Source organism: Pseudomonas sp. SORGH_AS_0211, assembly GCF_031453455.1.
Lineage (GTDB): Bacteria > Pseudomonadota > Gammaproteobacteria > Pseudomonadales > Pseudomonadaceae > Chryseomonas > Chryseomonas aestiva.
This window is the reverse complement of the sequence record NZ_JAVIZV010000001.1, coordinates 2039947-2056757: the sequence shown is the minus strand read 5'-3', so window position 1 is coordinate 2056757 and position 16811 is coordinate 2039947. Positions and strand designations below refer to the sequence as shown.

General features: G+C 67.4%; 14 protein-coding genes, 1 other RNA gene and 1 pseudogene. 11 read left to right on the top strand and 5 right to left on the bottom strand.

What is annotated here, in order from left to right; all coding sequences use genetic code 11:
• Positions 1 to 245 precede the first annotated feature (245 nt).
• From QE393_RS09605 to QE393_RS09575, 8 genes and pseudogenes are all read left to right on the top strand, one after another.
• Positions 246 to 2000: an ABC transporter permease subunit gene (locus QE393_RS09605; RefSeq protein WP_310043191.1), complete on the top strand. Its 1755-nt coding sequence runs from the start codon at positions 246 to 248 to the stop codon at positions 1998 to 2000.
• Positions 2001 to 2013: 13 nt separating this feature from the next.
• Positions 2014 to 3321: a nitrate/sulfonate/bicarbonate ABC transporter ATP-binding protein gene (locus tag QE393_RS09600; RefSeq protein ID WP_310043187.1), complete on the top strand. Its 1308-nt coding sequence runs from the start codon at positions 2014 to 2016 to the stop codon at positions 3319 to 3321.
• Positions 3322 to 3403: 82 nt separating this feature from the next.
• Positions 3404 to 3474, top strand: a non-coding RNA gene (locus QE393_RS09595) — sX9 sRNA.
• A 40-nt stretch (positions 3475 to 3514) separates the two neighbouring features.
• Positions 3515 to 4573, top strand: coding sequence for an ATP-binding protein (locus QE393_RS09590; protein WP_310043186.1), 1059 nt, complete (start codon positions 3515 to 3517; stop codon positions 4571 to 4573).
• Entirely contained in the window at positions 4570 to 5196 is a 627-nt protein-coding gene (locus QE393_RS09585) for a response regulator transcription factor (RefSeq protein WP_273806274.1), read from the top strand. Before QE393_RS09590 ends, QE393_RS09585 begins: the two co-directional genes overlap by 4 nt.
• Positions 5197 to 5298: 102 nt before the next feature.
• Positions 5299 to 6105, top strand: a pseudogene (locus QE393_RS22530) (MCP four helix bundle domain-containing protein); the annotation flags it as partial.
• Positions 6079 to 6963 carry a methyl-accepting chemotaxis protein gene (locus QE393_RS22525; RefSeq protein WP_405046293.1) on the top strand — a complete coding sequence of 295 codons (885 nt, stop codon included), beginning with the start codon at positions 6079 to 6081 and terminating at the stop codon, positions 6961 to 6963. The pseudogene QE393_RS22530 and the gene QE393_RS22525, both read left to right, overlap by 27 nt.
• Before the next feature lie 183 nt (positions 6964 to 7146).
• Entirely contained in the window at positions 7147 to 8373 is a 1227-nt protein-coding gene (locus QE393_RS09575; protein WP_310043185.1) for an HD-GYP domain-containing protein, read from the top strand.
• 34 nt (positions 8374 to 8407) lie between these two features.
• Here the strand turns inward: QE393_RS09575 and QE393_RS09570 are convergent, their stop codons facing one another.
• Entirely contained in the window at positions 8408 to 9031 is a 624-nt protein-coding gene (locus QE393_RS09570) for a VOC family protein (protein ID WP_310043183.1), read from the bottom strand.
• 277 nt (positions 9032 to 9308) lie between these two features.
• Between QE393_RS09570 and QE393_RS09565 the strand changes: the two genes are divergently transcribed.
• The gene (locus QE393_RS09565; RefSeq protein ID WP_273806278.1) at positions 9309 to 10634 is read left to right on the top strand and encodes a M20/M25/M40 family metallo-hydrolase; all 1326 of its coding nucleotides are present in this window, start codon (positions 9309 to 9311) and stop codon (positions 10632 to 10634) included.
• A gap of 47 nt (positions 10635 to 10681) precedes the next feature.
• On the opposite strand, the gene QE393_RS09560 is transcribed toward QE393_RS09565, so the two are convergent.
• A complete protein-coding gene (locus tag QE393_RS09560) occupies positions 10682 to 11806 on the bottom strand; it encodes an MFS transporter (protein ID WP_273806279.1) in 1125 nt (374 codons plus the stop codon).
• A 264-nt stretch (positions 11807 to 12070) separates the two neighbouring features.
• Between QE393_RS09560 and QE393_RS09555 the strand changes: the two genes are divergently transcribed.
• Positions 12071 to 12499: a DUF2231 domain-containing protein gene (locus QE393_RS09555; RefSeq protein WP_310043178.1), complete on the top strand. Its 429-nt coding sequence runs from the start codon at positions 12071 to 12073 to the stop codon at positions 12497 to 12499.
• Complete coding sequence (locus QE393_RS09550; RefSeq protein ID WP_273806281.1) at positions 12496 to 13791, top strand: sorbosone dehydrogenase family protein; 1296 nt, start codon at positions 12496 to 12498, stop codon at positions 13789 to 13791. Before QE393_RS09555 ends, QE393_RS09550 begins: the two co-directional genes overlap by 4 nt.
• Before the next feature lie 45 nt (positions 13792 to 13836).
• Here the strand turns inward: QE393_RS09550 and QE393_RS09545 are convergent, their stop codons facing one another.
• Genes QE393_RS09545 through QE393_RS09535 form a run of 3 tightly spaced genes read right to left on the bottom strand, consistent with a single transcriptional unit; the run spans position 13837 to position 16801 of the window.
• The gene (locus QE393_RS09545) at positions 13837 to 14145 is read right to left on the bottom strand and encodes a cytochrome o ubiquinol/quinol oxidase subunit IV (protein WP_183629809.1); all 309 of its coding nucleotides are present in this window, start codon (positions 14143 to 14145) and stop codon (positions 13837 to 13839) included.
• Positions 14142 to 14771, bottom strand: a complete 630-nt coding sequence (locus QE393_RS09540) for a cytochrome (ubi)quinol oxidase subunit III (protein ID WP_183629810.1) — start codon at positions 14769 to 14771, stop codon at positions 14142 to 14144. The genes QE393_RS09545 and QE393_RS09540 overlap by 4 nt, the downstream gene beginning before the upstream one ends.
• A complete protein-coding gene (locus tag QE393_RS09535; protein WP_405046292.1) occupies positions 14768 to 16801 on the bottom strand; it encodes a cbb3-type cytochrome c oxidase subunit I in 2034 nt (677 codons plus the stop codon). The genes QE393_RS09540 and QE393_RS09535 overlap by 4 nt, the downstream gene beginning before the upstream one ends.
• Positions 16802 to 16811 lie beyond the last annotated feature (10 nt).

Genomic DNA, 16811 nt, shown 5'->3' with positions numbered 1-16811 from the left:
GGGGCAGACAGTGCCGGCGGCAGATGTCGGGACGATGACAGCGAGATGAAGCTTCTGCTCCGGCGCCGGCCCGGGCGCGGGTGGCAGCAGGCGAGGGCGGGTCTGGCCGGGATATACCTTGGTATAGCCAGACGTCCTTCGTTTCAATGGCTTGGACGGGGTGGCGAGCCTAGATTAGCCCGGTGTCCGGACCCTGCGCGGCAGGGTCGGCCGCTCTCCCCAGGCCCCCTTCAAAGAGGTACGCCATGAAGACCCTTCCTGGCCTCTACGCCCCCGCCGTGGCGCCGCGCTCGCTGCGGCAACGTCCCACCTCCCTGTGGGCCGATGCCCTCTGCCTGGTCCTCGGGCTGATCGCCCTGGCGCTGATCTGGCATGGCGTCGCCGAGATGCGCGCGCCCCTGGCCGTGCTCGATGCCGATCCCATGACCCTGGACCTGGCGCGGCTGCCCGAGTACGCCCTGCGCACCACCCTGCGCATGTTCATCGCCCTGGGCGCCTCGCTGCTGTTCACCTTCGTCTTCGCCACCCTGGCGGCCAAGAGTCGCAAGGCGGAGCTGCTGATCCTGCCCGCCATCGACATCCTGCAGTCGGTGCCCATCCTCGGCTTCCTGACCTTTACCGTCAGCTTCTTCCTGGGCCTGTTCCCGGGGCGGCAACTGGGCGCCGAGTGCGCGGCCATCTTCGCCATCTTCACCAGCCAGGCCTGGAACATGGCGTTCGGCTTCTACCAGTCGCTGCGCACCGTGCCCGAGGACCTGCAGCAGGTGAGTCGCCAGTTCGGGCTGTCGCCCTGGCGGCGGTTCTTTCGCCTCGAACTGCCGTTCGCCATCCCCGGCCTGGTGTGGAACACCATGATGTCCATGTCCGGTGGCTGGTTCTTCGTGGTGGCCTCGGAAGCCATCACCGTGGGCGACAACACCATCAACCTGCCGGGCATCGGCTCCTGGCTGGCGCTGGCCATCGCCCGGCAGGACATCGCCGCCATCGGCTGGGCGGTGCTGGCCATGGGGCTGGTGATCCTGGTCTACGACCAGTTGTTCTTCCGCCCGGTGGTGGCCTGGGCCGATCGCTTCCGCGTCGAGCAGACCGCCAGCCAGCAGGTGCCGCGCTCCTGGGTCTACGACCTGGTCCGCCGCGCGCGCCTGGGGCGCATGCTGGGTGGCTTCGGCAGCTTCTGCACCCAGCTCGCCACCCCGCGCATCCGCCGCGCCTGGCCGCAATGGCACCTGGCGCCGCAAAGCCGCGCCTGGCTGCAACGTGCGCTGGACGTGCTCTGGTATGGCGCGCTGCTGGTGGTGCTGCCCTATGGCGTCTATGCGCTGTATAGCTTCATCGCCGCCGACGTCTACTGGGTGGAAGCGGTCTCGGTGCTTGGCCTGGGTCTGCTGACCATGGCCCGGGTGCTGTTGCTGATCGCCGTCGCCAGCCTGATCTGGGTGCCCATCGGCGTCTGGATCGGCCTGCGCCCGGGCTGGTCGCAGCGCTTGCAGGCGGTGGCCCAGTTCCTCGCCGCCTTCCCGGCCAACGTGCTGTTCCCGGTCGCGGTAGTGGGCATCGTCAGCTTCCACCTCAATCCGGACATCTGGCTGTCGCCGCTGATGGTGCTGGGCACCCAGTGGTACATCCTGTTCAACGTCATCGCCGGCGCCAGCGTGCTGCCCAACGACCTGCGCGAGGCGGCCCGGCTGTTCGGCCTCAGGCGCTGGCAGTGGTGGCGGCAGCTGGCCCTGCCGGCGATCTTTCCCTACTACGTCACTGGCGCCCTGACCGCCGCGGGCGGTTCCTGGAATGCCAGCATCGTCGCCGAGGTGGTGAGCTGGGGCAACGAGCGCCTGCAGGCCCACGGCCTGGGCGCCTACATCGCGCAGATGACCACCGCCGGGGATTTCCCCCGTGTCGCCCTGGGCATCGTGGTGATGTCGATCTTTGTCCTCGGCTTCAACCGGCTGCTCTGGCGGCCCCTGTATGCCTATGCCGAACGGCGCCTGCGGCTCGATTGAGAGGAGAACCGCCATGAACCTGACCACCCTGAACCCGCGTCCGCTCATAGACGTCCAGAACGTCCGCCAGCTCTATGGCAACGCCGGCGGCCCGGCCCGGGTCGTGCTGGACGAAGTGTCCCTGACCCTGCACGAAAACGAGATCGTCGGCCTGCTGGGTCGCTCCGGCTCGGGCAAGTCGACCCTGCTCAGGTCCATCGCCGGCCTGCTCACCCCCAGCGGCGGCACCGTCGCTTTCCCGCCCAAGGACGACGGCCAGCGCGCCCGGGTCAGCATGGTGTTCCAGAGCTTCGCGCTGTTTCCCTGGCTGACCGTGCTGCAGAACGTCGAGATCGGCCTGGAAGCCCTGCACGTGCCGCTGGACGAGCGCCGTCGCCGCGCCCTGGCCGCCATCGACCTGATCGGCCTGGACGGCTTCGAGAGCGCCTATCCCAAGGAGCTCTCCGGCGGCATGCGCCAGCGCGTCGGCCTGGCCCGTGCCCTGGTGGTGCACCCGGACGTGCTGCTGATGGACGAACCCTTCTCGGCGCTGGACGTGCTCACCGCCGAGACCCTGCGCACCGACCTGCTCGATCTCTGGGTCGAGGGGCGCATGCCGATCCGCTCCATCCTCATGGTCACCCACAACATCGCCGAGGCGGTGCTGCTCTGCGATCGGGTGCTGATCTTTTCCAGCAATCCCGGGCGCGTCGCCAGCGAGATTCGCATCGACCTGCCGCAGCCGCGCAATCGCCATGATCCGGCCTTCCGCGAACTGGTGGAGGAAATCTATGTGCGCATGACCGGCGAGACCACGCCAACACCCCACGAAGGGGGTGTTCCCGGCAACGGCCTGGGCATGCGGCTGCCGACCGTGTCCACCAACGCCCTGGCCGGTCTGCTGGAAGCGGTCCAGGCCGCGCCCTACGACGGTCGCGCCGACCTGCCGGAACTGGCCGGCGGGCTCGGCTATGCACTGGACGAGCTCTTTCCCCTGGCCGAGGTGCTGCAACTGCTGCGCCTGGCGGTCCTCGAAGGTGGCGATCTGCGCCTGCTGCCGGCCGGGCGCGCCTATGTCGAGGCGGGGGTGGACGTGCGCAAGCAGCTGTTCGCCCGCCAGTTGCTCAACTTCGTGCCCCTGGTGGCCCATATCCGTCGGGTGCTGGACGATCGCCAGGGCCACACGGCGCCGGCGCGGCGCTTCCGCGACGAACTGGAGGACTTCATGGACGAAGCCGACGCCGCTCGCACCCTCGGCAGCGCCATCCAGTGGGGGCGCTACGGTGAGCTCTTCGCCTATGATCAAGCGGCCGATATGTTCAGCCTGGAAAACCCGGGTTAAGAGCGACCAATAAAACTACTGCGCGTCCGCCAGACGGGCGCGTGCAGTGCTCGGAATCCTCATGTATCCCCCATACACTCGTACGCGAGCCCGGTGCGGTTCCTGCGCGCCGCGCGCACCCGCCTGACAGCCGCTCGCTACGTGTTGTTAGCCGCTCTAGGACGTCCACGCGACCACGAACGAGAGACTGGCCATGGATCGACGACCCTTCGCCACCACCACCCACTGGCTGCGGCTAGGAGGCCTCTGCGCCCTGGCGCTGGGCATCGCCCTGCTGGACACCTTCACCGACCGGGAGATCGCCATCGGCGTCTTCCAGGTGGTGGTGGTGCTCCTGGCGGCCGGCTTCCTGTCGGCGCGCGGGGTCACGATCACCGCGCTGGGCTGCACGCTGCTGGTGCTCTGCAGCTATGTCGCCACCCGCAGCGGGGACCAGGAGGCCGGGCTGGTCAACTGCATCATCAGCCTCCTGGCCATCGTCGCGGTCGCGGCGCTGTCGCTGCGCCTGGAGGCCGCCAAGCGCGCTGCCGATGCGGCCCGGACACGCCTGGCCCAGGCCGGGCGCCTGAGCCAGCTGGGTGAACTGGCCGCCTCCATCGCCCATGAGGTGAACCAGCCGCTCACCGCCATCGCCGCCAGTGGCAACGCCTGCCAGCGCTGGTTGGGCAATCAGCCGCCGCAGGTGGAGCGCGCCGTGCAGGCGGCGCAACGGGTCATCGACGATGCCCACCGCGCCAGCGCGGTGATCGCCCGGGTGCGCAGCCTGGTGCGCCAGGCGCAGGTAGCCAAGGATTGGCTCAACGTCGCCGATACCGTCGAACAGGTGCTGGATTTCGTCCGCGCCGAATTGAGCCAGCGCCAGGTTGCCGTGGAGGTTCGCCTGCAGGAGGGCCTGCCGCCGCTGCTGGCCGATGAAAGCCAGCTGCAGCAGGTCATCCTCAATCTGCTGCTCAACGCCCTGGACGCCCTCGAAGGAATGCCGCCCGAGCAGCGGCGGGTGGTCATCCAGGTGGGGCAGGACACCGCCGGCGCCATTCGCCTCGGCGTGGAGGACAGCGGCCGCGGGTTGACGCCGGCGGCCCGTGAGCAGATGTTCGAGGCGTTCTACACTACCAAGGCGCAGGGCATGGGCCTGGGCCTGGCGCTCAGTCGCTCCATCGTCGAAGCCCATGGCGGCCGGATCTGGGCCACCTCGCTGCCGGAGGGCGGTACCGGCGTCTACTGCAGCCTGCCCAAGGACCCGCAACCATGATCGAGCAGACCCCACCCACCCTGGTCCACCTGGTGGACGACGACGCCTCGGTGCGCGCCGCCGTGGAAGACCTGCTGGCGTCCGTCGGACTCGGTACCCGAAGCTATGTCTCGGCCGCCGACTTTCTCGACCGGGCCCGGCTGGACGAACCGGGCTGCCTGGTGCTGGACGTGCGCATGCCCGGCATGAACGGCCTGGACCTGCAGCAGGAATTGCAGCGCCGCGGCCTGGCCCTGCCGATCATCTTCATCACCGGCCATGGCGACATCCCCATGTCGGTCCGGGCGATGAAGCAGGGCGCCCTAGAATTCCTCACCAAGCCGTTTCGGGACCAGGACCTGCTCGATGCCATCGACCAGGCGCTGCGCAAGGCGCAGGACGCCCATGCCCAGCGCCGGCAGTTGCAGGAGCTGCAGACCCGCCTCGACACCCTCAACGAGGGCGAACGGGCGGTGCTGGCGCGGGTGGTGACCGGTCTGCTCAACAAGCAGATCGCGGCCCAGCTGGGGGTCAGCGAGATCACCGTGAAGGTGCGCCGCGCGGCCCTCATGCGCAAGCTGCAGGCCGGCTCTCTGGCGGAACTGGTCAAGATGGTGGAGCGGCTGGAGGCGGCACGTGGCTAGGCCCATCCTGCAGGCGTACAGCCACTGGACCGTCTCCGCAGCTTCCTTGTCGCGGCAATCGCTGGCGCGCTAAAGAAAGGCAATGGTCAGTCGATATGGCTTTTGAGGATCGCCTTTCGCCGATCCAAGGAGCCCGTCTTGAACCTTCGCCAGCTACGTATCGCCCCCCGCGCCATCCTCTGCTTCGGTGCGGTCACCCTGTTCGTGATGCTGCTCGGGGCCTTCGCCCTGGTCCAGCTCAAGGCCCTGCGCGCCACCGAGCAAGCGATGGAGGCGGAATGGCTGGCGAGTGTCCAGACCACCGATGACATCCAGGTCGCGCTGCTGCACACACGCCTGGAAAGCATCCGCCTGCTGGCCAGCGAGGACAGTGCGGCCATGGCCCTCGCCACTCGGCAGATCCAGGTGAATCGCGACCTGATGAACGCCCGGACGGCCTATTACCGCGACCACCTGATCTCCACCCCCGAGGAACGCAGCAACTTCGACCAAGCCGCGCTGCAGATGAAAGGCTATCTCGACGGACTGGATCGGGTGGTGACCCTGGCCGCCAGCGACCGCGCCGAGGCCCTCAAGCTGGCCAATGGCGAGCAGCGCCAGCGGGCCGAAGGCTATCAGGAGCAACTGACCCGGTTGCGCGAATTCAACAGCGAAGGCGCCCGTCAGGCAGGTGCAGCAGCCACTGGCATCTATGACCGCAGCGTCAGCATTGTCGTCGGCATCATGCTGCTGGCGGTGCTGGTGACCCTGCTGCTGGCCTGGCGCCTGACCCGCAGCCTGGCCCAGCCGATCGGCGCTTCCCTGGCCGTGGCCAATGCCATCGCCCAGGGCGAGCTGACCGGCAAGATCGATCCTGCCGGCAAGGACGAAGCCGCCGGGCTGATGCGCGCCCTGGCGCAGATGCAGGACAACCTCAAGGACACCCTGCACGGCATCTCCAGTTCTTCCAGCCGCCTGAGTGAGACCGCCCGCACCATGCACGCCGTCACCGACCAGGCCAGTCGCGCCCTGGCGAGTCAGAACGCCGAGATCGACCAGGCCGCTACCGCGGTCACCGAGATGAGCGCCGCGGTGGAAGAGGTGGCGCGCAACGCCTCGTCCACCTCCCAGGCCGCGCGGGACTCCAGCGCCGCCGCGGAAAACGGCAATGCCAAGGTTGGCCAGGCCCTCGATGCCATGCAGCGCCTTACCCAGCAGGTGCAGTCCACCTCGGTGCAGGTCGAAGGCCTGGCCGGGCAGGCCCAGGACATCAGCCAGGTGCTCAGCGTGATCGGCTCCATCGCCGAGCAGACCAATCTGCTGGCGCTCAACGCGGCCATCGAGGCCGCCCGGGCGGGCGAGCAGGGCCGTGGCTTCGCCGTGGTCGCCGACGAGGTCCGCGCCCTGGCCCACCGCACCCAGACGTCCACCCGCGAGATCGAGCAGATGATCCAGGCGATCCAGAAGGGTTCGGCCGAAGCCGTGGATTCCATGCAGCTCAGCTCCACCCAGGCCCAGGCCACCTATGCGGTGGCCCAGGAAGCCGGGGCGGCGCTGAGCGACATCCTCCAGGCCGTGCGCCTGATCGACGAGCGCAACCTGCAGATCGCCACCGCGTCCGAAGAGCAGGCCCACGTCTCCCGCGAAGTCGACCGCAACCTGATCAGCATCCGCGACCTGTCGGTGCAGACCAGCGACGGCAACCGTGAAACCGTGGGCGCCAGCGAGCAGCTGTCGGAACTGGCCGGCGAACTGCAGACGCTGGTGCGACGCTTCAAGCTGGCGTGAGGGGAAGGCGCGCAGTCTGGCGTTGCGCGCCCCGAAGTTACAAACAGTTACCTCTGACCACTGTTTTTCGTCAGCTCATCGGCGCGGACCGGCCGGATGCTTCCCTGAATGGTGGCATTTTGGTATCAATAGTTATTGTAATACCTATTAGACCCCGCCCACCGACGTGCTTGCCGAGAAGCCATGGCGCTGCCCCAATACAGCATCAGAGTCCCCGTGTCCCAGTTGCAGCTGGGCATGTACGTCTGCGAACTGGATCGGCCCTGGGAAGGCACGCCCTTCCTGTTCCAGGGTTTCCCCATCCAGAGCGTGCAGGACCTCCGCACCCTGAGGGACACCTGCGAGTTCGTCTGGGTGGACCGGCGGCAGAGTCCTGCCGTGACGCCGCTATCGGCTAAACTGGCCGCCGACCTGGCGGCCGGCGATCAGGCCAAGACCTATGCCATCGATTACCGGAATGAGGTCCAGGCCACCGAGCCCGTGTGGCGCGACGCCCGTGCCGTGTCGATGCGGATGCTCGACGCCGTCAAGTTCGGTAAGGAACTCAACGTCGGCGAAGTACGGCGGGCGGTCGGGGAGTGCGTCGAGAGCGTGCTCAAGCACCCCGCGGCCAGCCTCTGGCTGGCGCGCATCAAGCAGCGAGATCACTACACCGCGGAACACTGCCTGCGCGTCTCGCTCTATGCCATCGCCCTGGGCAAGGCGCTGGGCATGCTGCCCCTGGAACTGGAAGAACTCGGGGTGTGCGGCATGCTGCACGACGTCGGCAAGATCAAGGTGCCCGACGAGATCCTCAACAAGCCGGGCCGCCTGACCGACGAAGAATTTCGCATCATGCAGGCCCATACCACCTACGGCTATCAGTTGCTGATGGCCAACAGCGAGGTACCGCCCGCCGCCGTCGACGTCGCCCATACCCACCACGAACGCATGGATGGCAAGGGCTACCCCCGCCAGCTGCCGGCGCAGCGCATCCCCTTCAAGGCCAAGATCATCGCCGTGGTGGATGCCTACGACGCCATCACCAGCGATCGCCCCTACAGCGAGGGCCGTTCCAGTCTGGAAGCCTTGCGCGTCCTCTTCGAAGCCCGGGGCACGCAATTCGACGAAGTCGTCGTCCTGGCCTTCATCCAGCTGATCGGCGTCTATCCGCCGGGCGAGATCGTCGAGCTGAGCAGCGGCGAGGTGGGCATCATCATCGGCTTCGACGCCGGCAGCAAATTGAAGCCGCGGGTGCTGATCGTGCTGGACGCCAGCAAGCGGCCGCGACCGGAGCGGGTGCTCGATCTGGCGCGCAATCCGCTCGATGAGCAGGGGCGCCTCATCAGCGTCCGCGCGGTGAAACCCTCGGGTGCCTATGGCATCGATATCGACGCCTACCGCGCCAAGGGGCTGGTGGTGCCGGGCTGAGTAGGCGCGCGGGTCGGCCGCCAGCGGTTGGCCATCAGAGGGTCTTCAGACCCGTTGGCGTCTCCAGGTAGGCCAGCAGGTCGGGTCTCTCGCCAGGCATGACATCGACGGGCCCGGAAAAACCGATCGCCTCCAGCTGTTGCCCGAGCACTGCGGCATCGGAATGCCTGAGCTCCAGGCGCTGCAAGCGGCAGCCCTGGTCGATCAGCCCTGACGCGGGATGCCGGGCGTCGCCCCAGTCGATCAGGCTGGGCAGGACACCGCCCAGCGGCAGCTGCCCATCGGCGTGGATCGAGATCTGCCAGGCCAGCGCGCCGCGGCTCATCGACTCGATGCGGCCGAAGGTCTGCGTGAGGCGCGCATCCGCCTGGGCCAATCCCCGGGTCCTGGCCACCCAGTGGGCCAGGCGGGGCGCAGCGTCAGGTGCCAGCTCATCCAGCCCGAACCAGCGCGGTCTGGCCGGCGCCGAAGCCTCCGGGTCCGGGGCGATGACTTCCAGATAGGCGTCACCCAGCCGCAGCAGGAGGTTGTGGGTACCCATGCGCGCATGCTTGCCGCCCGGCTGCATGGCCACGCCCAGGCGCTGCTCGACATGCAGAGCGCCTGCGGCGAGGGTCGGGGCCACGATGACCAGGTGATCCAGGTGGGAAAGTCTCATGGGTGTGGCTCCTGACCGGCGTAGGCTTGCTGGTGGATAGTCAGCTTAGCGCTGGCAAGCTAGCTCGCCAGCTCAAGGCGCCCTGGGGAGGCAGACGCGCCGAAACGTCGTCGCCATCGCCGCTTTGAGTGCAGAGAAGCACCCTGAGCGACGTCGCATATCCCTAAGCGCCGGCTGCTTTGACCTTTCGTTCGCGCACCCCTAGGGTCAGGCAAGGGTGCATTCGTCTGACGATTGCTCCCGCTCGGAATACCAATTCAGGCAATGGGAGTGTCAGATGTCTTTTGCTCGTTCGGCTTTGGCCAATCGCTTTTCCGCAATGATTATTACGGCGGCGACCGCCACCCTGTCGCTACCCCTGGCTGCGGCACCCACCGTCGAGGGTGCCCTGTCCTCGGTACAGGGCGATGCCCGGGTCACCAAGGCGCTGGACGCGCTGCGCGCCGACGATGGCCGCACCTTCACGGAACAGAAGCACATCGCCCAGATTCCCTCGCCGCCGTTCAAGGAAAAGGTGCGCGCCGACTATTACCTCAAGCGCTTCCAGGAGCTGGGTCTCAAGGACGCCAGCATCGCCCCGGAAGGCTATGTGATCGCCACCCGCAAGGGCAGTGGCCAGGGTCCGCAGCTGGTGGTGTCGGCGCACCTGGATACGGTGTTCCCCGAGGGCACCGACCTGACCCTCAAGGAAAAGGATGGCAAGACCTACGGCCCCGGCATCGGCGATGACGCCCGCGGCCTGGCGGCGCTGCTGTCGGTGATCGACGCCCTGAACAAGAGCGGCATCGAGACCGTGGGCGACCTGATCTTCGTCGGCACCGTGGGCGAGGAGGAGCTGGGCAACCTGCGCGGGGTGAAGGCCCTGTTCAAGGATCGCCAGGGCATCGACGGCTTCATCTCGGTGGACGGCATCGACGTGCGGCGGATCGTCAATCGCGGCACCGGCAGCCACCGCTACGAGATGACCTTCAAGGGTCCGGGTGGCCACAGCTTCGCCGAATTCGGTCGACCCAGCGCCATCCACGCCATGGGTCGTGCCATCGCCAAGATCGCCGAGGTGCGTCCGCCCAAGGAGCCCAAGACCACCTTTACCGTGGGCACGGTGCAGGGCGGCACCTCGGTCAACGCCATCGCCGGCGAGGCGCGCCTGACCCTGGACATGAGATCCAACGAGGAGGCCGCGCTGCTGGCCGAAGAGAAGGAGATCCTGGCCCTGGTGCAGGACGCGGTGAAGGAGGAGAACAAGCGCTGGGATACCGATCAGATCTCGGTGGACATCAAGCTGATCGGTGATCGTCCGGCCGGTGGCACGGCGGAGGATTCGCCCATGGTGCAGACCGCGCAGCGCGCCATCGCCGCGGTCACCAACGGCGCCAAGGTCACCCTGAGCGGTGGCAGCACCGACTCCAATACCGCTATGTCCCTGGGCGTGCCGGCCATGACCATCAGCGGCGGCGGGGAGGGCGGCAGTGCCCACTCGCTGGCGGAGTGGTACAAGCCGGTGGATGCCTACCAGGGCCCGCAGAACGTACTGCTGACCAGCCTGACCCTGGTCGGCGTCAAGGGCGTCAGCGAGCCGGTGCTGCAGGCCCACGGCAAGTAGCGGCAGGCAGACCCTGGCGTCCGCAACGGACGCCAGGGTACGGATGGCTACGCGGAAGCCGGTTTCAATTTCAGGCACGCCAGGGAGCTGACCAGGATGGCCAGGCCGGACAGCGGGTACAGCAGGGTCGAAGGCACCAGCGGGATGAGCACGCCCGCCAGCAGCGGCCCCACGCTGGCACCCACGTCGCGCCACATGGCGTTGGAGGCCAGCGCCGGCAGCCGGGCCTGACCGGGATGGCGGGTGGCGACCAGGGTCACCACCAGGGGGATCTGCAGGGCGCGCAGGATGAGCACCCCGCCGGCGCCGAGGATCAGCCAGTGAAAACCGAAGGCGATCAGGAACAGCGCCGTCAGCGTCGAGCAGACCACCAGCATGGGCGCCGCGCCATAGCGATCCGCCGCCCGGCCGCCGAGCGGGCTGAGCAGCATGTCGGACACATAGCGCAGCGCCATCAGCAGCCCGGCCACCAGCACGGCATCGCCGCCCAGTACCGCCTGGGAAAAGGCCGACAAGCCAAAGATGAACAGGCCGTCCAGGGTCACCCCTTCGATGAAGGACCAGGTGACGATGCGATCCGGCCAGCGCAGGCGTCGCCCGGGCGCCGGCAATTCGTGACCGGCGCGCGGCAGCCCCAGGGCCAGCAGCAGCCCGACCAGGCAGAGACCGCTGCTGAGCAGCAGCACCGCGCGCGGCCCGTATTGCAGGGTGAGCCAGGCGCCCGCGGACAGGGCGAGCATGGGACCGATGGCGATCAGCGCGCGAGAGGTGCCGGTGCGCCGGGCGGCGCCGGCCGGGTCGGCGGTGGCCAGCACCTGGGTGGACAGGTTGAAGGTGGCGAAGCTCAGGCCCCAGGCCAGGCGTAGCCCCAGCAACGCCCAGAAGCCCGAGAGGTTGGCGTTGCCCAGGGCGCAGAGGGCAGCCACCGCGGCGGCCACCACCAGGCTGCGGCGATCGCCGCAGCGAGCATAGAGCTGCACCACATAGCGATAGCCAACGATGCGGATCACCCGGTTGGCGGCCAGCAGGATGCCGGCTTCGATCAGGGTGATGCCGAAGACCGGGGCGTACATGGGCAGGACGAGGTAGAGCAGCACGTCGCTGGGCAGGCAGCAGGCGAGGACGATGGCCGCGCGCCGGGAGGCCTGGTCGACGGACCGGGAAGAGGTCATGCGCAAGGGATTCCTGTAGCGGAGGTGACGTCCAGCCCTTCGGTCGGCAACTGGACAGCGGGTTGCAGGGACGGCTCGGCCGAACAGACACCAGACAGAGGTCGTGGCTGCAACGAGACTGTCATTATCTCTTCTTTTGCAAGAGGTGTCCGCCAGGCGAAGCGGCTGAACTAACCCCCGGCGCGCGCAATCCTTTTCAGTGCGTCTTGTGCTGCGCAGTGGCTGCCCGGCCCTGCCACGTCCCGTCTTGAAAAGGAGTTGTCAGTGACCGTAGCTGCCCACCATTACCACCCTGTCCGGCCCGGCCCGCTGCACGCGTTGCTGCTGGCCGGTTCCGTCCCGCTGTTCATCGGCGGCCTGCTCAGCGATATCGCCTACTACCAGACGATGCAGATCCAGTGGGCCAACTTCGCCGCCTGGCTGATCGCCGGGGCGCTGTTGCTGTCCGGGCTGGCCCTGCTGTTCGCCCTCGGCAATCTGTTCGGCGCGCGCTTCCGCGGTCGCCGGCCGGCGGCCTATTTCCTCCTGCTGCTGCTGGCCTGGGTGCTGGGGCTGGTCAATGCCTTCGAACATGCCAAGGATGCCTGGGCGGTGATGCCCGCCGGGCTGATCCTCTCGGTGGTGGTCTCGGTGCTGAGCCTGGTGGCCGCCTGGATCGCGCTCTCCAACCTACGTTCGGAGGTGATTCGATGAGCACTCCAAGAGCCTTGAGCGTCCTTGGTCTGGCCGTGCTGCTCGCCGCCTGCGGCAACGAGGGCGGTGCCGACACCCAGGCCCGCGGCCCCGATCCCAAGCTGCCCGAACCCCAGCGCGGCCTCCTGCCGAGCATGAAGATCGCCCAGCCGGCACCCTGGGGTGATCGCGTACCCACGGTGCCCCAGGGCTACACCATCACCGCCATCGCCACCGATCTGCGCATTCCGCGGCAGATGCTGGTGCTGCCCAACGGCGACATCCTGGTGGCCGAGGGCCGCGGCGGCAACGCGCCCAAGCTGAAGCCCAAGGACGTCATCGCCGGCTACATCAAGGCCCAGGGCAACACCCAGGTAAAGGGCGGCAATCGCCTGACCCTGCTGCGCGACGCCGACGGCGACGGCAAATACGAACTCAAGACGGTGTTCGCCGAGAATCTCAACGCGCCCTATGGCCTGGCCTTCGCCAATGGCCGCATCTATGTGGCGAACCAGGACGCCTTGGTCAGCTTTCCCTACCAGGACGGCCAGACCCAGGCCAGCGGCGCGCCGGACAAGCTGGTCGAGCTGCCGGCGGCGATCAACCACCACTGGACCAAGTCCCTGGCCGCCAGTGCCGATGGTCGCTACCTCTATGTCGGCATTGGCTCCAACAGCAACGTCGGCGAGCGCGGCATGGACGTCGAGGTGGATCGCGCGGTGATCTGGCAGATTGATGCCCAGACCGGTGCGCACAAGAACTATGCCACCGGGGTGCGCAATCCCACCGCCCTGGCCATACAGCCCGACAGCGGCCAGCTCTGGGCGGTGGCCAACGAGCGCGACGAGATCGGCCCGGACCTGGTGCCGGACTACCTGACCTCCATCCGCGAAGGCGGCTTCTATGGCTGGCCCTACAGCTACTGGGGGCAGAACGTCGATACCCGCGCCCAGCCGCAGGATCCGGCCAAGGTGGCCGCGGCCATCAAGCCCGACTACAGCCTGGGTTCCCACGTCGCCGCCCTGGGCGTAACCTTTTCCACCGCGGCGGTGGGCGGTCAGTTCACCGATGGGGTCTTCGTCGGCGAACACGGTAGCTGGAACCGTGACAAGCCGGTGGGTTATCGCGTGGTCTTCGTGCCCTTCCAGCAGGGCCGTCCGGCTGGCGAGCCCATCGACTTCGCCACCGGATTCTTTGGCGACGATGGCAAGACCCGCGGCCGCCCGGTCGGGGTGGCGGTGGATCAGCGCGGTGGCGTCATCATCGCCGACGACCTGGCCAACACCGTTTGGCGGGTGACGCGTACGCAGTAAGGTGCGAGCAGGATCGGCTTGCCGCGCAGTCGGGCGGCAAGCCGATCAATGCATGCGGTGATGCAGATCGCCGAGCACCACCAGGCTGCCCACCACCATCAGCACCAGGATCAGGCTGGTGAACAAGAGCAGATAGAGGTCGTGGCGGTGCGAGCGACCCAGGCTGATATGCAGGAAGCAGCGCAGGTGCACCAGGATCTGCAGCAGGCCCAGGCCGAAGATGACGCCCAGGGTGGTCCCGCGCGGCCAGGTCGGGAACAGCACCAGGCCGATGGGGATCAGACTCAGCGTCACCGCCAGCACCAGGCCGATCACATAGCTCGTCAGCTCCCGACGATAGTCATCTCTCTTCATGGCAGCAGCCCCTGCAGGTAGACCACCGAGAGGATGGCCACCCAGACGATATCGAGAAAATGCCAGAACAGGCCCAGGCGCATCAGTCGGGTCTTCACCGGCGTATCCAGGCCGAACACCCTGAGCTGCACCAGCATCACCACCAGCCACAGGCAGCCGCTGGCGACGTGCACCCCGTGCATGCCCACCAGGGCGAAGAAGGCCGAGAGAAAGGCGCTGCGCTGGGGCAGGGCGCCCTGATCCGCCATGCCAAGGAAGTCGTGCACTTCCAGGCCGAGAAAGACCAGGCCCAGCGCCAGGGTCACCAGCAGCCAGGTCACCAGGGGCCGCAGGCGACCCTTGTGGTATTTCATGGCCAGCGACGCCAGGCCGTAGGTGAAGCTACTGGCCAGCAGCACCAGGGTCTGCAGGGTGACACTGCCGATCTCGAAGACGTCCCGGGCGACCGGTCCCCCGGCGGTGGCGTGCTGCAGCGTCGCGTAGATGGCGAACAGCAGCGCGAACACCAGGGCGTCGCTCATCAGGAAGATCCAGAACCCGAACAGCGAATATTCCGCCTCGGCGTGGGTCGCGTGATCGGTGGCGCCGACGTTGAGGCCGGCGTGGTTCATGTCGCGCGGACTCATGGCCCCATCTCCGCCAGGCCGCGATTGCCCGGCCCGGTTTCCTCGTCCCGCTTGACTGGCCGAGTGGCGGCGACCTGATCCAGCCAGGCCTCGTGTTCGCGGCGGATGTCCGCGGCGGAAATCAGCCGCTCGGTGTCGCGCTGGAAGCTGCGGGCGATCACCGCGCCCCAGGCCACTCCCAGGCCGAGCACGGTCAGCCAACCGATGTGCCAGACCAGCCCGAAGGCGCAGGCGAAGCCCGCCGCGCCGACGATGGCCGGCACGGCGCTGTTCTTGGGAAGCACCAGGTCGGCATAGGTCCGCGGCTGGTCGTAGGCCAGGCCGTTTTCCTTGAGCCAGGTGAAGGGGTCGCGGTCGTTGATCGGCAGCGGCACGGCGAAGTTGTACGCCGGCGGCGGCGCGGCGACCGCCCATTCCAGGGTCCGGCCGTTCCAGGGATCGCCCGCCGGCACCTGCGCACTGTCGCGACGACGAATGCTCACTACCAGTTGAATCACCAGGCTGGCCAGGGCGGCCAGCAGCACCACCGCGCCGAGTTCGGCGACCCACAGCAGCGGGGCGAAATCGGGGTTGTGGATCGCCTGGCTGCGCCGCGGCAGACCGGAGACACCCAGCACATACAGGGGCATGAAGGCGAGGATGAAGCCCAGGCCGAAATTCAGCGCGGCGATGCGGCCCCAGCGTTCGTCGAGGCGAAAGCCAAAGGCCTTGGGAAACCAGAAGTGGTAGCCCGCCAGCATGCCGAACAGCATTCCCGGGATCAGCATGTTGTGGAAGTGGGCGACCAGGTAGACGGTGTTGTGCACCTGATAGTCCACCGGCGGCGTGGCCAGGGTGATGCCAGTGAGGCCGCCGATAACGAACAGCATGATGAACATCACCGCGTAGATCAGCGGCGTGGTCAGGCGGATGCGACCACGGAACATGGTCGCCATCCAGTCGTAGATCTTCACGCCGGTGGGAATGCCGATGAGCATGGTGGCGATGCCGAAGGCGGCGTTGATCCTGGGGCTCTGGCCCATGGTGAAGAAGTGGTGCAGCCACACGGTAAAGGACAGCACGGCGATCACCAGGGTGGCCCAGACCAGCGAGTGATAGCCATAGAGACGCTTGGTGGAAAAGGTGGCGAAGACCTCGGAAAACACCCCGAAGGCCGGCAGGATCAGGATGTACACCTCCGGGTGGCCGAACAGCCAGAACAGGTTGATGTAGTTCATCAGGTTGCCGCCCTGGGTATTGGTGAAGAAGTGGAAGTCCAGGTAGCGGTCCAGGGCCAGCAGCAGGGTGGCCACGGTCAGCGGCGGCATGGCGAAGATCATCAGGATGCTGGTGCACAGCGCCGTCCAGCTGAACAGCGACATATGGAACAGGCGCATGCCCGGCGCCCGTTCCTTGTAGAGGGTGACCGCGAAGTTGAGGCCGGTGAGGGTGCTGCCCAGGGAGCTCAGGGTCAGCGCCCAGATCCAGTAGTCCGGGCCGACGCCTGGCTGGTATTCGATGCCGGTATAGGGCGGATAGCCGCTCCAGCCGCCGGTGGAAAAGCGCCCCAGCACCAGGGACACCATCACCAGCGCCGCACCGGCCACGGTCAGCCAGAGGCTGATGGCGTTGAGCAGCGGAAAGCGCACATCGCGGGCGCCGCTCTGCAGCGGCATGACGAAGTTGATCAGCCCGGTGAGAAAGGGCATGGCGACGAAGAACACCATGATGGTGCCATGGGTGCTGAACAGCTGCCCGAAGTGTTCCGGCGGCAGGTAGCCCGGCGCGTCGATGGCCAGCGCCTGCTGGGTGCGCATCATCACCCCTTCCACCACGCCGCGGCTGAACATCACCAGCGCCAGCACCACGTACATGATGCCGATGCGCTTGTGGTCCAGGCTGGTGAACCACTCCTGCCAGAGATAGCGCCATTTGCCGAGCCAGGTGATCACCCCGGCCGTGGCAAGGGCGCCGAGAATCACCACGCTGGCGCCGCAGGTGGCGATCAGGCTGTAGAAGGGCAGGGCGTCGTAGCCCAGGCGGCCGAACAGCAGGTGCCAG

Bases quoted from the DNA above. Each gene is read 5' to 3' on its own strand.
- QE393_RS09575 (WP_310043185.1), top strand. From the start codon at position 7,147: ATGGCGCTGCCCCAATACAGCATCAGAGTCCCCGTGTCCCAGTTGCAG.
- QE393_RS09560 (WP_273806279.1), bottom strand. From the start codon at position 11,806: ATGACCTCTTCCCGGTCCGTCGACCAGGCCTCCCGGCGCGCGGCCATC.
- QE393_RS09585 (WP_273806274.1), top strand. From the start codon at position 4,570: ATGATCGAGCAGACCCCACCCACCCTGGTCCACCTGGTGGACGACGAC.
- QE393_RS09565 (WP_273806278.1), top strand. From the start codon at position 9,309: ATGTCTTTTGCTCGTTCGGCTTTGGCCAATCGCTTTTCCGCAATGATT.
- QE393_RS09550 (WP_273806281.1), top strand. From the start codon at position 12,496: ATGAGCACTCCAAGAGCCTTGAGCGTCCTTGGTCTGGCCGTGCTGCTC.
- QE393_RS22525 (WP_405046293.1), top strand. From the start codon at position 6,079: ATGCGCGCCCTGGCGCAGATGCAGGACAACCTCAAGGACACCCTGCAC.
- QE393_RS09540 (WP_183629810.1), bottom strand. From the start codon at position 14,771: ATGAGTCCGCGCGACATGAACCACGCCGGCCTCAACGTCGGCGCCACC.
- QE393_RS09605 (WP_310043191.1), top strand. From the start codon at position 246: ATGAAGACCCTTCCTGGCCTCTACGCCCCCGCCGTGGCGCCGCGCTCG.
- QE393_RS09590 (WP_310043186.1), top strand. From the start codon at position 3,515: ATGGATCGACGACCCTTCGCCACCACCACCCACTGGCTGCGGCTAGGA.
- QE393_RS09570 (WP_310043183.1), bottom strand. From the start codon at position 9,031: ATGAGACTTTCCCACCTGGATCACCTGGTCATCGTGGCCCCGACCCTC.
- QE393_RS09600 (WP_310043187.1), top strand. From the start codon at position 2,014: ATGAACCTGACCACCCTGAACCCGCGTCCGCTCATAGACGTCCAGAAC.
- QE393_RS09545 (WP_183629809.1), bottom strand. From the start codon at position 14,145: ATGAAGAGAGATGACTATCGTCGGGAGCTGACGAGCTATGTGATCGGC.